Source organism: Halocynthiibacter sp. SDUM655004 (assembly GCF_026015885.1).
GTDB lineage: Bacteria > Pseudomonadota > Alphaproteobacteria > Rhodobacterales > Rhodobacteraceae > Falsihalocynthiibacter > Falsihalocynthiibacter halioticoli.
On record NZ_JAPDUG010000001.1, the window covers coordinates 195,937 to 210,599 of the forward strand.

A 14,663-nucleotide genomic window follows, 5' to 3' on the forward strand; every position below is an offset into this window, starting at 1 on the left:
TTTTGCTACTAAGCGTGCGCGTTGTTTTGGGTGCAGTTGGCGTTTGGGTTAACGTTGGGCTTTCGGCGCCGCTCACTTTCTTGAATTTCGCTACATTTTCTTTGTTGGCGTTGTCATCGCCAGTCTTCTGTTCGCGTTATCTGAAACTTACTGTTTATCTTTTGTGTTTTGCGTTCGTTTCGGTTTTGAGCTTCATCATTACTGCTCCACCAGAAATCGCACGTGGCTTGGATGCGGTGTTTAGAGTTGTATTTCTTGCGGCTTGGGTTGGATTCGCGTCCATCTATTTTCGCAGTCAATATGCGGTGGAAAGGCTTCGGCAGTTTGTTCGCTTCCTTATCGGCTTCGGATTCGCGATAAGCGTTTTGCAAATCATAGCTGCTCCGGATCGTTTTCAAATTGCCGGAGAAGTTCGCGCGTTTGGCGTTTCGAGCCACCCTGTTTTGTTCGGAATGTTAATGCTGCTCGCGATTGTGGCGGACGAAATTCTCCGCCTGAAACTTGATCGATCTAAAAGCGTCACTGACTATGTGATTAGATTGATGGGCCTTCTTGCCATGACATTTGCTGTTGCTCAAACGGCCTGGCTGATGCTGGCGGTCATCATCGTCGTTTTGGCCTCTTATAACGTTCCTAGACGGCTTCGAGGTGTGTCCTTCTTGTTCTTGGCTGGTGTGTCAATGGGAATGATCTACGCTCTTCCTTGGACGCGGGACCTGTTTTCACTCTTTGAGATATTTACCTCTTTTGGTGAGATATCGAGTGACGTGTACAGCTATCATCTGGTCGATAATTCTATGGCTTGGCGCGTGGTGAATTGGAAGATGTCTTTGAGTGCAGCTATGCCAGTCTGGTATTCTGGTTTTGGCCCAGGGCACTCTGAATTCTATAACTATTTTGGGCTAACACTTCACAATATGTTCTTTGAAGTGTTTGTCGAAACTGGCGTTTTCGGCCTGCTCTTCCTTTTTGCAATTGTTTTGGAAATTACGCGCTGCCTTAGACAATCAGGTCACGTGGGCGCGCTTGGAGAAGTAAGATCCCACAGGCTATTTGTCGCGTTTTCCCTCAGTCTTTTTGCCGCCTGCGTACTAAGTGTCACGCTTCTGGGGCAGACCCTGTTGCTGACTCTATACTTTAGTTTGCTCGTCATTGTGACAACGCCAACTTCGGAAATGGGATAGTTCATGGTTGCTCAGATCGACAAAGAATTGCTGCTCCGCCGCCCGTGGAAAGTGCCAGGAAGATTGTTTTCCTATGCATTCATCGAGGGACGCCCTCTTACGACAAAAGGCAGGTGGATTAACGGGTTGGTCTTCGCGCTTTATCGGTTAGCGCAGGTAATCCCCGCCCCGAAGCGACGCGGTCAGGTGGTTTTCATCGTTGGAACTGGCCGAAGCGGAACCACAATTTTGGGTAAGCTCTTCTCGATACACAGAGAGGTTGTTTTTCTGAATGAGCCAAAAGCTTTGTGGCATTTCGCCTATCCAAGAGAGGATCTGATCGGAAGTTATTCAGAAGGGCAGGCTACAGTCGTTGTGGAGCCTCAGCAGGACTCACAATTGATCGCCAATAAAGTCTCTCGTGTGTATCGATGGGCGCAGTTCTGGGGGGGCGCGCGTTGCGTTGTCGATAAGTATCCAGAGTTGGTTTTTCGAGATCGCTTTGTTTTCGATCTCTTCCCGGATGCAAAGTTTATCGCGATGCTTCGCAATGGTGTCGATACCTGCTGTTCGATTGACAAGTGGTCGGCAAAGAATGGTTTGTCAAAAAATGGCGAGACACATGATTGGTGGGGACGAGATGATCGGAAATGGCGTTTGCTCGTTGATGAGCTTGTTCCACTACATCCAGATTTGTGCCCTTACATAAGCCAGATTCGGCAGTTCACAGATCATCGGGACAGGGCCGCAGTGGAATGGATTTTGGCAATGCGCGCGGCCGTGTCCGTAACGCGCTCTCAACCTGAGTCGGTTCATATCGTTAGGTACGAAGACCTATGCAATCAACCTTCGAAAACCTTGTCGCGCCTGTTGGAGTTTTGCGGCTTAAAAAGTGACTACACTTTCTTTCGCTACGCGGAGTCAAAGCTCTCTCGCGTTTCATATTATCCAGGCGTCGCGCTTGATCCCATAATCGTAGTACCGTTTCGCGAAACCATGGTTGAGCTTGGTTATCGAGAAAGCTGTGATCGCGTTCAGCCGCGAATAGAGCACGATGAAGAGGTTTTGTTTCCAGCTAGCAGAGATGAATATGCGCGTTCTACTGGCTCATAAGTTCTTCAACCTTGTGGGCGGTGCAGAGGTGTTCGTGCAAGAAACTGCGCGCATACTACAAGAGAATGGTCATGACGTTCATTTTCTTACTACTGGTAATCCGGATGACGTGGATTGGTCGGATGCAATCAGCCCATCCCAGGTTACCTTCGTCGACCCGCCGGAATACCGAAGCGGGTCGCCGGTCCAAAAACTTGCAAATCTGCCTAAAGCAATTTGGTCAACCCAAGCCAAGAAGGTTACGGCTGATCTTCTGAAGAAATTCCAACCAGATTTACTGCATTGTTTTGCGGTTCACGTGCATTTAAGCCCATCAATTTTAGCCACTGCAAAAGAAGCGAAAATTGCGACGGTTATGACTTGCAACGATTACAAACACATCTGCCCGAACTATAAGTTGTTTCATCACGGACGCGTTTGCGAAGATTGTGCCGGCAGCAAGTTTTTCAACGCCGTTAAGAACAGATGCGCGAAAGATAACTATGCGCATAGCGTCGCGAGTGCACTAGAGGCGCAGTTCCATGCGAGCCGAAATGTCTATGGAGAGTTGGTCGACCATTACACGTTCTCCTCTGATTTCATGGCGAAAAAAACAATCGAATTTTGGCCGGACCGCGAGTTCAGCTGGAGCAAGCTAAGAAACCCTTTCAACAGCAGGGACTTCACGCATTCGATGGAAGACGACGGATATGCGCTCTATTTCGGAAGATTGGTCGAAGAAAAAGGAGTTTCGCTATTACTTGAAGCCGCAAAGCTTTGTCCTGATGTTCCAATTAAGATTGTCGGTGACGGACCAGAACTAGAGCGGCTTCAATCAACAAAACGGGCTTCCAATTTGGATCAAGTTGACTTCTTGGGGCCAGTTTGGGGGGACGCATTAACCCCTATACTTAAGCGAGCGCGGTGTATTGTAGTTCCTTCGCTTTGGCATGAAAACTTTCCCTATGTGATCAATCAAGCGTTCGCAGTTGGCCGTCCGGTAATCGGTGCAAATCGTGGCGGCATTCCGGAGTTGGTCGCAGACGGCGAGCGCGGATTAGTTTTCAAAGTTGAGGACGTTGGTTCTTTAGCGAAGGCCTTAGACACACTTAACAATTCGACAAAGGACGCAGCGCGCATGGGTCAGAACGCAAAGCTCTGGTCGGATGAAACCTTTTCGGATCAAGCCTACTACACCGACCTGTTGTCGGCCTACGAAGGGGCAATTCATGCGAATTCTGATCACGGGCGGTAATGGCTTTATTGGATCACACTTCGTTGGCCAAGCCGTGAAGGCGGGCCATGAGGTTTCTGTGCTTTCTCGAAAGGCACAGCCGGTATTCGCCCACGGACAGGAATTTCAGCACCTGCCTGGCGGGTATGAAGCCTTGGCGGCACATCCCGAGTGGCTGAATGGTGTAGAGACGGTTGTACATGCGGCATGGTCATCGGTTCCCAAGACCGCCACCGCAGACATGCAAGGGGATGTGCAGGCAAACGTTATTGGAACGCTCAAGCTTCTGGAGATGTTGAAAGATGCCCCTTCCCTGAAGCACCTCGTGTTTCTGTCCTCTGGTGGTGCTGTCTATGGGGCCGCTGGCGGAGAGCAAAGCATCCGAGAAGATCACCCTCTTGAGCCAATCAGTGCTTATGGCGTCGGAAAGCTGAGCGCCGAGAAATATTGTCAGCTATTCTCCAACGAAACTGGCGTTCAGTTAACCATTGTTCGTCCTTCAAACCCTTTCGGTATGGGGCAAATTTCAGTGGGGGTGCTTGGCGTTGTTTCGACATTTCTTGTAAATGCTATTCAAGGCAACCCTAGCAAGATTTTTGGAGATGGAAGTGTTGTTCGGGACTACCTTCATGTGAGTGATTTGGCGCGGTTTCTATGCAAAACGGTCGAATGTCGCAAATCTGGGATTTACAATTGCGGTTCTGGAATAGGGACCTCGATAAACGAAGTCGTTGAAGCAGTTGAATCTGCGTTGGGCAGGCCGCTCGTCGTCAATCGTATTCCTGCAAGAGCATTCGACCCGCCCCATATTGTTTTGGATAATTCTCAGGCAAAACTCAACTTCGGCTGGACTCCTGAAATACCTTTGAAAGATGGAATCTCGGCATTGGCGCGGGAGCTTAGTTCACATGCAGATTAACATAATGGGAACACGGGGAATTCCAGCCGCGCACGGAGGTTTTGAAACTTTCGCAGAAGAGTTGGCGCTTTTCCTAGTAAGTCAAGGACATGAGGTGTTGGTTTATTGCCAGAATGATCACGGCGAATCTGGCGTCTGGAAAGAGGATCATTGGCGAGGGATCAAACGCAGGTTTTTTGCCCCCAAAAGCCTAGGCCCGCGCGGAACGATTGAGTTTGACTGGGCTTGCACTCGCGATGTTCTTAGGCAGCCCGGCGTTGATTTGGTTTTGGGCTATAACACTGCGGTGTTTAGCGTTGCCCAGCGCCTTCGGGGGCGGTGCGTCTATATGAATATGGACGGGATCGAGTGGAAACGCGCCAAATGGTCCTTGTGGGCAAAGGTATGGTTTTTTCTAAATGAAGTTATCGGCGCAAATATTGTGAATGTCCCGATTGCCGATCATCCCGAGATCGCGCGCCATGTTCGAAAAAGATGCCTGAAGAATCCAGTCGTGATACCTTACGGCGCAAACCCGATCGAGCATGCTGACGAGACTGCTCTCTCCGAGTTTGGCCTTGGAAAAGACTCTTTCCTGGTTTCGATCGCACGTATCGAACCTGAGAACTCGATCCTTGAATTGGTAAGGGCTTTCTCCAGCATTTCAACTGATAAAAAACTGGTCGTCCTAGGCCGATTTGATGGCGACAATCCATATCATAACTCTGTTAAGAAAGCGGCTAGCGAGAATGTGTGTTTTCCCGGCGCGATCTACGATCCAGAAAAGGTAAGTGCACTAAGATACTATTGCCGCGCATATCTACATGGTCATCAGGTCGGGGGGACGAACCCATCGCTGGTAGAAGCGCTTGGCGCAGGTAACGCGGTAATTGCCCATAGCAATCCGTTCAATCGATGGGTTGCTGGCTCTGACCAATTTTTCTTTTCGGATGAGGTCGAGTTGAGAGAAATCTTGGATTTTGTTCTTTCAGAAAATACCAAACTTGCAGCCGCTCGGCACGCCGCGAAGAAGCGGCATGCCGAGAATTTTCTATGGGAGGACGTGCTTGTTCAATATGAGAAACTACTGACAACTCAATTCACAAAGCGGCAGATCAAACTGGCGAGAACCTAAGCGAGCGCAGGTGTCTGCTTGTGAGCGGAGGCCAATACCCAGCCGAAACAGATTGCGCTGCAAGCGCTTCTTCTGAACTGTCGCCATATTTTGCCGTCACATCATAAATGCCGCTCAATCCTGCAACACCGCAAATATCGGAAGCTCGCGAAGCAACTTGCCCCGACGTTCGAATGTAGGAGCCGTGCGAATTTCCATGTTCTGCTTGTGCGCCCAAAAGAACTATAGAGTCGCCGGATGTTCCGCTCTGTGGACCGAGCCCGAATTCAACACTACCACTCACGTTCGGAGTGAAGAAAAAGCGGGCGCGATAGGTGGTCCCGTCAGCAAGAAGTGTCTGATCGAATGCCGTGACTGATCCGATTTGCGTACGTGTTTCGGATAGATTGCCAACTGGTCCGGAAAAGTGCGTTTCACCTCCAGGAAGGCCACTGAATGCGAAGCGAGCATTTTGAGAGGTACCGGCGCGATAATACGCGGTGATTGCGTAGGTTTCCGCCGCGGTGACGTTGAAGATCGTTTTCAATCGACCCCAAATCATCCCTGTAGAAGATACTTCCACACCGTCAAATTCGCCAAGCGCGTTCAGAGATAAGGCGTTCGCATTGCATGCATCCTTGATCCAATTGGTTGTATTGGCGCGGGAGTGCGCAATTAAATTGGTGCTTTGCGTTTCTAAAAGCAGACCCAAAGCGACTCCCGTAACTGGATCATGGTCGAAACGCGGTACATCGGAGGCGACTTCAGAAATGTTCCCTGATTGGTCAAAATGATATGCACCCGTGCTTCGAGAGTGACTCACGTTTAGGGGCAAGCTCCCGCCTGTGAAATCAAATACTGTCTCACGCGACAGTTTCCGCTGTGCTGCGGTGTATGAAAGTCCGTATCCGATCATGCTCAAACCACGAATGCATGGATGCCGGACGCTGTCGTTCCTGTCGCGAATACGCGGCGAACACCTGTGGGCAACGTCATAAAATCTGAAACCTTAACCGTGCGCGTTTCCTCCTTTTCGGTCAGAATAACGAGCGTACCGCCAGTTTCGATGTAAAGCGCAAGGGCGACTGAAGAGAGATCTGTCGTATCGTTTGGGGCAACTGGAACGAGGTCCGTTGACGGGCCGTTTAGATTTGGTTGTCGGTTTTCAAATGGGTTGTGCATAGCAATTCCTTATTGTTCAGCAATCGATGATTTGCGCGGGATGCGGTGAATTTGCACACAATGAATTAAGGAGTCGTGCGAGCGGCGTTCGCTGGAAACCGGCCATCGCAACAGCTGAATTAAACTAAATTCTTGATACTTAAGTTCGGAGGGGTCACGCAAAATTAAGGCTGCTTGTGCGTTCAATCGTGAGGGATTGAGGTCAAGGAGAAGCAATTGCCACGCATTGCAACAGAAGTCGTTTGTCGAGTTACGGTTAGCCTGCTTTTTACGTGCTGGCTCTACAGCTTGGCATTTGCCGAAACCGTCGTGATCCGGAATGATGCTGGTGGAAACCTTATAGATCGAGTCGCAACGATAGAGCGCTATCGCAAGAGTGCTACCAATGTAGAAATCCGAAAAGGCTACTGTGCTTCGGCTTGTACATTGTTTTTAGGGCTACCTAACGTTTGTGTGGAAAAGGGCGCTCGATTTGGTTTCCATGGGCCAAGCTCTGCCTACACTGGTATATCGTTGCCGCCTGATAAGTTCGAATATTGGTCTCGTCAAATGGCATTATACTACCCGCCTCGAATTGCGCGCTGGTTCCTTAGTTCAGGGCGCTTCAGATTGGTCGGATTCTACTTCATCAGCGGCTCAGAGATGATCCGCCAAGGGATTCCAGAATGTGCACCGAGGAAAGGTCAGGGTGTCTAGGCTGGGCTCGCCGCAAAAGGTGTTGAGATGTTTGATAGCTCTGGTGCTCGCCCGCTTTCCATTTCTCTAGCAAATCCCAAAATAGACGAGGTCTGCCCAGCTTCACTGGAAAGCCCCGAAATCTCAGTCAAGACAGGGGATAATTGAGCGATGTTTGAAGGCGATGCGCCGCTTGTTGCGTTCAGTACTGCGCTCGCAAGAACCGCTACTTGGCTATTGAGTTCAGCTTCAGTGAGATTTGCACTTTTAAGTTGTGAAATTAGTTGTTGAACTAAGGCCGCACAATTCTCAGAAGACACCGCGCAGGCAGCACTAATTACCTCTGCATCGAAGAAAGTCGATTGAGCTATTGCGCCTTTTGCAAAAGGGCCAAATGCTGCGAGGAGTACCGTTGCTAATATGGCGCGTCTCATGTTTTTCCTCGCTTGAGTTGTGATGGCACCTGAGAATTTGCACAAATTCCTTGATTTTACAAGGGTAATTGCATCATCTGAGTTTAGAGGTGCTCGGAAGTTTGAAATGCATAACTGCGCTCAAATTTCTAACAAGGCCTAGATTGAGAGCTTGATCAGGCCTGAGCCAAGTCGCGAAAATCGCCAGCGAGGAAAAAATGAACAGACGGGAGAGGCTTGCAAGAGTATGCATTTTGGTTCCCGCTATGATTGTATTTTTTCTTTCAGCTATCTTCGGAATTAGTGAGTATAAGTTTTTAGTCCATGCGCAGTCTTCAGAACAAACAGCCCCTCCATCGCTATCATCACGGCGCCAACTCTTAGAGCGCTGCATCCAATTGCTGGCGGATCCAACGCTTAACATCAGGCCGTCATTCGAAGTTTCAAATTCGGCAGAACGATGCCTTGCAACCGCATTGAAAATTGAGAAGCTTTCAGCCGAAAGTAGTCGGTCTCAATTAGTAATCGCGCAATCTTCACTTCTGGTGGGGAAAGAGGCCGCCGCTATAGGCGCGATATCAAACTCACAGAAATTGGCGCCGAGTGAGGGTTGGCTCGCCGCGCATCGCGTTAGGCTTTTGGTGCCACTCATACCTTCGCTAACGCCCGAAGCTCAAAGTGCGTTCACACAGGACGCTTCGGTCCTTTTGGCGTCCGCAGAGTATTCCTGGGTTCTTCCGCAAATTTATGTCGGTCAGAAGAGCCTCCGACCGTATCTGCAAAGTATTGTCGAAGAACTCCCTGAGTTTCAGAAGCAGGTGTTTCTCAATCAACTTGCAAGAAGGGCCGAGCAAACAAATGGCTGACCTTTCTGTGCCCGCTCAAGGGGTGTCTACCCGCCAGTTTAGCGCAAACCAAAGTTTAGTGAGAGTATCGCTGCTTGCGATTATTCTCATCGCGCCCATTCCTGCCGGTTCAAATCTTCCAATAGTGTGGTGCATTTGGGCGGTCGCTCTGTCTGCCTTAACATTTCTCTGGTGCTTCAGTGCGCAGAGCGGCTCAATTCTTGATGTGGTTTTGACGGCCAGAACACCACTTGTGTTGGGTTGTTGTGCAATCGGTTTTGCTGTCGCTCAGAGCTTCGCAGGCAGCCTCGCGCAATCCGCCACTCTACTTGGCGCGATACGGCTCCTAACCTATGCCTTCCTGTTTTTTCTGTTGGGCGCAACGGTGAAAAATACCGGACAATTCGCTGACGTGCTGTTTTTCGGAATCGCGCTTCACGCCACTGTTGCTCTGTTATTTTTGTACGGGATTAACGACTTCTCTATCTGGGGCCCGAAGCAGCATTACCTTGGCTCCGCCACGGGGACTTACATCAACCGAAATGCTTTCGCATCCTTGCTTTCCATGGGGTTGATACTGGGGGTATCACGGTTTGCGCGTCCCCAATTTGATAAGGGCTTCTGGGCGCGGGGCTGCGCATGTGGGATCATCATCGCGGCGTTGCTGGCGACACAATCGCGCGCAGCAATTTTGCTGGGCTTGGGAATAGCAAGCATCTGTTTCGCAGTGTCTTGTGGAGCGGGACAGAGGCGAACTTTACGCGTAGCACTTTTTGTTTTGCCCTTTGTCGTGGTCGTCGCCGGTTTGACTGCTGTCTCAGATCGCAGCGTTTTCGCATTTGTAGACCTGCAAACCCGTGCGGAACTCTGGCACCAAACGCTAATCATGATCGCGGATCGTCCGTTTGCGGGATTCGGATTAGACACATTTCCCATGGCATTTGAACGGTATCACTTGCCTACGTTGCCAGTGGATGTGGTCTGGCTCCATCCGCACAATACGTATCTGACGCTCTGGTCAGAGCTTGGCATGATCGCCGGAAGTTTGATTCCGTTGGCGATCGGTTGGGTGTTTGTGATCTTGCTCCGCGCACAATGCCTGTCTGCAAACCACAGCTCGATCCGAGTTGCCGCAATCGGTGTTATCTCGTTTGCGTCGCTCCATGCGCTTGTCGATTTCAGTATGGAAATCCAAGCGAACGTATTCCTTTTCATCGCAATCATCGCTCTAGCTATCGTCGAAAATCGTTCGCGGAGTGAAACACCAGTCGAGGTGGAAAATGGTTAAACAACATCCGCAGCATCAGTTCGGTGGCGCCGAGAAAATAGGCGTGTCAAATAGCGCTCAACAAGTTGGCGAATACTTGGATTTGCGAGACCTTGTCGTTGTTCTCTATCGGAAAATTTGGCTAATCGCGGGTATCGTAGCCGGTTTCCTTGCGGTTGCTGCGACGTTCTTGGTTTTGACGACGCCGCAGTTCACGGCCACTGCGTTGCTCTTGGTTGATCCCTCACAAAAGAATTTGCTCAATCCCGATGAGGGGTTTTCTCAAGGCGGTATGTCTGATGCCGCTCGGGTAGAAAGTGAGGTTGAGATACTTCGATCCGGAACGGTCTCGCTGGCAACGGTCGAGCGCCTTGATCTTGTTACTGATCCGGAATTTGGCCCATCGCTCGGGCTCTTTGAAAAGCTTGGGCTTGCGTTTGGGCGAAATGAGAATCCTGCAGTTGGTACGGATCTTTTGAGTCAAACTTTGGATCGATTCATGGCTGCAACTGAAATTCGTAGGCGTGGCCAGACCCACCTCATTGCGGTTTCTGCCACGTCTGAATCCGCGACGAAAGCGGCATTGCTCGCGAACACATTGGCGCAAACCTACATCGGGCTTCAAATAGAGGCCAAGGTAAACATGTCGATGGCGGCGCGCGATCTCTTGCTGGCGCAAATTGAGCAGGCGCGTGAGAGCCTTGCGCAGTCAGAGGACGCACTCGATTTCTATGTTGAACAAAACCTGGAACGGTTGAGCCGAGAAGCAGGGGGCATTGATATCGAGCAACTGCGATCAGAGCTCGAAGACTTACGCAGCTTGCAAGTTCAATCAACCGCACAGAGACAGGCGTTGTCGAGTGCCTATCAACAGCGCGATTGGGCGCAGATCGCGCAAGTTCTCGAGGACAACGCGCTCGCAAATCTAGTGGGACAGCGCGAAGCACTGATTGCGCGACTGAATACAAGCACGGAAACAACCACGCGCGTCGACCTGCAGCAGGAGTTGGAGCGCCTAGATGCTCTGCTAGATGCAGAAGCCGCAACGAATTTGCAGTCTGCTAAACTCGATGTGGACAATTTGAACGCAGAGGTACGGAGCAAACAGGGCGCGTTGCGTTCTGCCATCTTTGACGGAAACTTGTCCTCTGCGACGCTCGCGGAACTTTATGACCTTCAACAAAAAGCTGACATCGCTCAAAGGCAATACAAAAACCTTCTGTCACGGGCGCGGGATCTAGATGCGCAATCACTTGTCCAGATGGCGGACAGTCGAATTGTCTCCGAAGCGTTGCCACCACGACAGCCAAGTTTCCCTAAGAAAGCAATGGTCTTGTCCTTCGCCTTTGTGCTCGCGCTCGGCGTCGGTGTTTCGGCTGCATTTCTTAGCGAGTTCTATTTTGGCGGTATCACTTCGGTTGCTCAGCTTGCGAACGTTTTGCCGATCCCCGTAGGTGGCGCGATTCCGAAGGTCGAACAACAAGTGGGGCACTTTTCTGTTGCGGACACGGTTATTCAGGCTCCGCTTTCGCCTTATGCAGAGTCAGTCCGTCAACTTCGGGCAAGTATCGATCTTGGTGTTTTAACGCCCAAAGGCAAATGCACGGTCGTTATGGTGACGTCTGCGTTCCCGAGCGAAGGGAAGAGTTCTTTGGCGCTCGCCTTGGCGCGCACTTATGCTGTGGCGGGAAAGTCGACGCTATTAGTTGATACGGATTTGCGAAAACCGAGCCTGCACCAATATCTAGGGCTCACGCCTCAAACCGGTTTCTTCGATTACCTTCGATACCCCGAGAAACTTGCTGCGCAATCGGGCTTCTATGATACGGATACGCTTTCGAAAGTTGGCGTTGTCCTTGGCCGCGGCCGCGCTGATGTGCCCACGGATCAGCTGCTTCAGTCTGCAATATTTGAGCGGTTCCTTGATAAGGCACGCGAAGCAATGGATGTGATCATTCTTGATACATCACCATTGTTGCCAGTCGTCGACGCTATTTATATCGCGCGGCATGCCGATGTTGTGTTGAATTGCGTTCGCTATGGCGGCACAGGGCAGACGAATTTGCGCGAGGCGCTCGACCGACTGGCGCGAGGGGTACAACCTTCAACGCCGGTCTACTCCGTACTCACGCACAATCGTTCACGCGGCTCTGATTATGAAAACACCTATGCTCATCCGGGTGGTGTTTAGCCGCCTAAACCTCGCAAATCCTCCTCTCCGATTGACTTTGAGCCTTTAGTTCGGGATACGAGCAGAAGGGAATGATAGCGGTAACATCGCCGCCCTCGAGGAGGACTAGAATGCACATGGAATTGAATAGCGGCTGGGTGCTTCGGCAAGCTGGCAAAGAAAGCGGCATGCCATTTAGCGTGCCAAATGATGTGCATTCAGTGTTGCTGTCCGAAGGACAGATCAAGGATCCGTATTGGCGCGATAGAGAGGCGTCGCTTGATTGGGTCCACGAAAATGAGTGGGTTATTGAACGCACGGTTCAGGTCGAAGAAGGCTTGGATGGGCCAGTTTATCTGACACTAAGCGAAGTGGATTGCCACGCAGAAGTCAGCGTGAACGGCGCTCTTGTCGGAGTGTGCGAAAACGCATTCCTTCGTTATGATTTTGAAGTGTCTGAGCACCTGGTATCGGGTGAAAACAAGATAGAAATCCTCTTCTTGTCAAATAGTAAGGTCGCAGCCGCCAAGGCAGATGCATTTCCCTTTGCCGTGCCTTTTGTGGAGTGGAACTGTCGGCTTCCGCACTACAACTTCTTGCGCAAGACACAGTGTGATGCAGGCTGGGATTGGAATATCGCGCTTTCACCAATCGGTGTTTATGGAGGTGTTTCGCTTCGGGCCGGTAATGCTGTGCGGTTTGATGATGTAAAGCTTACTCAACATCACGAGAACGGTCGCGTTCGGCTTGATTTTGAAGCGTATTTCCTCGCGGATTCCGTTGGGAATGTGCCGCTGAAAGTCGAAATTGATGGAAAAGTTGTCGAACAATCCGTCGCTTTCTATCCCGGTCAATCTAGTGCACGGGTATCGATCGAGATCGATGATCCCAAACTTTGGTGGCCCGCTGGTCACGGTGAGCAGCACCTTTATGATGCCGAGATTACGCTTGGTGGCGAGTGTCGGACAATGCGTGTTGGTTTGCGTGAGGTCGAGCTTGTTTGCGACAAAGACGATGTCGGCCAGCGATTTGCATTTCGTGTGAATGGGCGCGAGATTTTTATGCGCGGTGCAAACTGGATACCTGCTGATGCTCTCCCTGCGCGATCCACTCCAGAAGCCGTTCGCGACCTCCTGACCTCGGCGATTGAAGCGAACATGAACATGATCCGAGTCTGGGGTGGTGGGCGTTACGAGCCGGATTGGTTCTATGAAATGTGTTCCGAGATGGGCCTGATGGTTTGGCAGGATTTCATGTTCGCCTGTAACATTTATCCTGCGGCTGACCGTGATTGGCTGGCATTGATCCGTGAAGAGGCCAAGCAGCAGGTTCGACGTTTGTCCGCTCATGCCTGTATTGGGCTTTGGTGTGGTGACAACGAACTAGTTGGCGCGCTTGGCTGGTTTGACGAGTGCAAACAGGACCGCGACAAATACCTCGCTATGTATGATCGTTTGAATCACGCTCTTGAAGAGGTTGTGCTGGACGAGAAGATCGACGTTCCATGGTGGCCAAGCTCACCTTCAGTCGGGCCTCTAAACTTTGACGATGGCTGGCATGACGATACCTCTGGCGACATGCATTTCTGGGATGTTTGGCATTCGGCGAAAGATTTTGAGCACTACCGAACTGTGCGTCCGCGCTTTTGTTCGGAATTCGGGTTTCAGTCATTCCCCTCAAATCGGGTTGTCGAGAGTTTTACGGAGGCCGAGGATCGAAATGTCTCTTCTTCGGTGATGGATGTCCATCAGAGGAATGTCGGTGGAAACAGCCGGATCGTAGAGACATTGGCGAGGTATTTCCGCTTTCCCGAAAGCTTCGGCGACATGACCTATCAAAGCCAGATTTCACAGGCGCTCGCGATGAAAACTGCCATCGAATTCTGGCGCGCAAACAAACCGCGCTGCATGGGAACGCTATACTGGCAGCTCAACGATACTTGGCCCGTTGCAAGCTGGGCGAGCCTTGAATACGGCGGCGGCTGGAAGCTGTTTCACTACGCAGCCAAGGAGTTCTTCTCGCCTGTTTTGGTTACGGCGCAACCAGATGAGGCAACGGGCGAGATAGTTCTATACGCTGTGAATGACACGCCCGTGCCCGCAGAGATTTCGGTCAACCTACGTCGCGTTGACGTTGGAGGCGAGGTTTCGGAAGCGAGTTCCTTCGATGCCAAAGTGCCTACCGATAAGGCGATTGAAGTTACGAGATTGTCCGCAGCTTCGCTTTCGGAAACCGAATTCCTGCATTTCGATTGGAGCGATAAATCGGGCGAGCACAGTGGCGAGAACGAATTCCTACCTAAGCGCCCCAAAGAGTATGAATTCCAAACGCCAGAGATTGAATGCACAGTTTCTGACAACGGAGATGTCACCCTCGTAAGCGACAGGCCAGCGCTTTATGTCACTTATGACCATGGCGGTGATGATATCTATTCGCAGAATTGCGTGACGCTCCTGCCCGGAGTGCCGAAGACCTTAAAGAAGCTCCGCAAACGCAGATCACATTTGCCAGCCTCGAAGCCGAGCGTTCGATCTCTCATGTCTTGAAAAATATCTGACCGGAGTCGCTAAATAGAATAGCGGCTTCGGTTTCGAAGGCCAATTTGGGATG

11 protein-coding genes are annotated in these 14,663 nt (G+C 50.9%); 8 read left to right on the top strand and 3 right to left on the bottom strand.

Translation table 11 applies throughout. From position 1 onward, the window contains the following. The first annotated feature begins 14 nt into the window (after window positions 1-14). The 5 genes from N9C89_RS00955 to N9C89_RS00975 are packed head-to-tail and all read left to right on the top strand — an operon-like array spanning window position 15 to window position 5,522. Window positions 15-1,184 carry an O-antigen ligase family protein gene (locus N9C89_RS00955; protein WP_263951939.1) on the top strand — a complete coding sequence of 390 codons (1,170 nt, stop codon included), beginning with the start codon at window positions 15-17 and terminating at the stop codon, window positions 1,182-1,184. A 3-nt stretch (window positions 1,185-1,187) separates the two neighbouring features. Then, window positions 1,188-2,276, top strand: a complete 1,089-nt coding sequence (locus N9C89_RS00960) for a sulfotransferase family protein (protein ID WP_263951940.1) — start codon at window positions 1,188-1,190, stop codon at window positions 2,274-2,276. Next, a complete protein-coding gene (locus N9C89_RS00965; protein WP_263951941.1) occupies window positions 2,254-3,510 on the top strand; it encodes a glycosyltransferase in 1,257 nt (418 codons plus the stop codon). Before N9C89_RS00960 ends, N9C89_RS00965 begins: the two co-directional genes overlap by 23 nt. Further along, entirely contained in the window at window positions 3,485-4,408 is a 924-nt protein-coding gene (locus N9C89_RS00970) for an NAD-dependent epimerase/dehydratase family protein (protein WP_263951942.1), read from the top strand. Before N9C89_RS00965 ends, N9C89_RS00970 begins: the two co-directional genes overlap by 26 nt. Continuing rightward, window positions 4,398-5,522 carry a DUF1972 domain-containing protein gene (locus N9C89_RS00975; RefSeq protein ID WP_263951943.1) on the top strand — a complete coding sequence of 375 codons (1,125 nt, stop codon included), beginning with the start codon at window positions 4,398-4,400 and terminating at the stop codon, window positions 5,520-5,522. Before N9C89_RS00970 ends, N9C89_RS00975 begins: the two co-directional genes overlap by 11 nt. Here the strand turns inward: N9C89_RS00975 and N9C89_RS00980 are convergent. The 3 genes from N9C89_RS00980 to N9C89_RS00990 form a co-directional block, all read right to left on the bottom strand. Further along, window positions 5,503-6,417 carry a phage head spike fiber domain-containing protein gene (locus N9C89_RS00980; protein ID WP_263951945.1) on the bottom strand — a complete coding sequence of 305 codons (915 nt, stop codon included), beginning with the start codon at window positions 6,415-6,417 and terminating at the stop codon, window positions 5,503-5,505. The two genes, N9C89_RS00975 and N9C89_RS00980, sit on opposite strands and share 20 nt — an antisense overlap. 2 nt (window positions 6,418-6,419) lie before the next feature. Then, window positions 6,420-6,683 carry a spike base protein, RCAP_Rcc01079 family gene (locus N9C89_RS00985; protein WP_263951946.1) on the bottom strand — a complete coding sequence of 88 codons (264 nt, stop codon included), beginning with the start codon at window positions 6,681-6,683 and terminating at the stop codon, window positions 6,420-6,422. 692 nt (window positions 6,684-7,375) lie between these two features. Beyond that, window positions 7,376-7,792 carry a hypothetical protein gene (locus N9C89_RS00990; RefSeq protein ID WP_263951947.1) on the bottom strand — a complete coding sequence of 139 codons (417 nt, stop codon included), beginning with the start codon at window positions 7,790-7,792 and terminating at the stop codon, window positions 7,376-7,378. An 837-nt stretch (window positions 7,793-8,629) separates the two neighbouring features. On the opposite strand from N9C89_RS00990, the gene N9C89_RS00995 reads away from it, so the two are divergent. From N9C89_RS00995 to N9C89_RS01005, 3 genes are all read left to right on the top strand, one after another. Continuing rightward, a complete protein-coding gene (locus tag N9C89_RS00995) occupies window positions 8,630-9,904 on the top strand; it encodes an O-antigen ligase family protein (RefSeq protein ID WP_263951948.1) in 1,275 nt (424 codons plus the stop codon). After that, the gene (locus tag N9C89_RS01000) at window positions 9,897-12,074 is read left to right on the top strand and encodes a GumC family protein (protein WP_263951949.1); all 2,178 of its coding nucleotides are present in this window, start codon (window positions 9,897-9,899) and stop codon (window positions 12,072-12,074) included. The genes N9C89_RS00995 and N9C89_RS01000 overlap by 8 nt, the downstream gene beginning before the upstream one ends. A gap of 116 nt (window positions 12,075-12,190) precedes the next feature. Then, window positions 12,191-14,599, top strand: a complete 2,409-nt coding sequence (locus N9C89_RS01005) for a beta-mannosidase (protein WP_263951950.1) — start codon at window positions 12,191-12,193, stop codon at window positions 14,597-14,599. Window positions 14,600-14,663: the final 64 nt, after the last annotated feature.

What these genes read in the sequence shown, in the direction of transcription:
- N9C89_RS00960 (WP_263951940.1), top strand. Translation starts at nt 1,188, where the DNA reads ATGGTTGCTCAGATCGACAAAGAATTGCTGCTCCGCCGCCCGTGGAAA.
- N9C89_RS00965 (WP_263951941.1), top strand. Translation starts at nt 2,254, where the DNA reads ATGCGCGTTCTACTGGCTCATAAGTTCTTCAACCTTGTGGGCGGTGCA.
- N9C89_RS00970 (WP_263951942.1), top strand. Translation starts at nt 3,485, where the DNA reads ATGCGAATTCTGATCACGGGCGGTAATGGCTTTATTGGATCACACTTC.
- N9C89_RS00975 (WP_263951943.1), top strand. Translation starts at nt 4,398, where the DNA reads ATGCAGATTAACATAATGGGAACACGGGGAATTCCAGCCGCGCACGGA.
- N9C89_RS00980 (WP_263951945.1), bottom strand. Translation starts at nt 6,417, where the DNA reads ATGATCGGATACGGACTTTCATACACCGCAGCACAGCGGAAACTGTCG.
- N9C89_RS00985 (WP_263951946.1), bottom strand. Translation starts at nt 6,683, where the DNA reads ATGCACAACCCATTTGAAAACCGACAACCAAATCTAAACGGCCCGTCA.
- N9C89_RS00990 (WP_263951947.1), bottom strand. Translation starts at nt 7,792, where the DNA reads ATGAGACGCGCCATATTAGCAACGGTACTCCTCGCAGCATTTGGCCCT.
- N9C89_RS00995 (WP_263951948.1), top strand. Translation starts at nt 8,630, where the DNA reads ATGGCTGACCTTTCTGTGCCCGCTCAAGGGGTGTCTACCCGCCAGTTT.
- N9C89_RS01000 (WP_263951949.1), top strand. Translation starts at nt 9,897, where the DNA reads ATGGTTAAACAACATCCGCAGCATCAGTTCGGTGGCGCCGAGAAAATA.
- N9C89_RS01005 (WP_263951950.1), top strand. Translation starts at nt 12,191, where the DNA reads ATGGAATTGAATAGCGGCTGGGTGCTTCGGCAAGCTGGCAAAGAAAGC.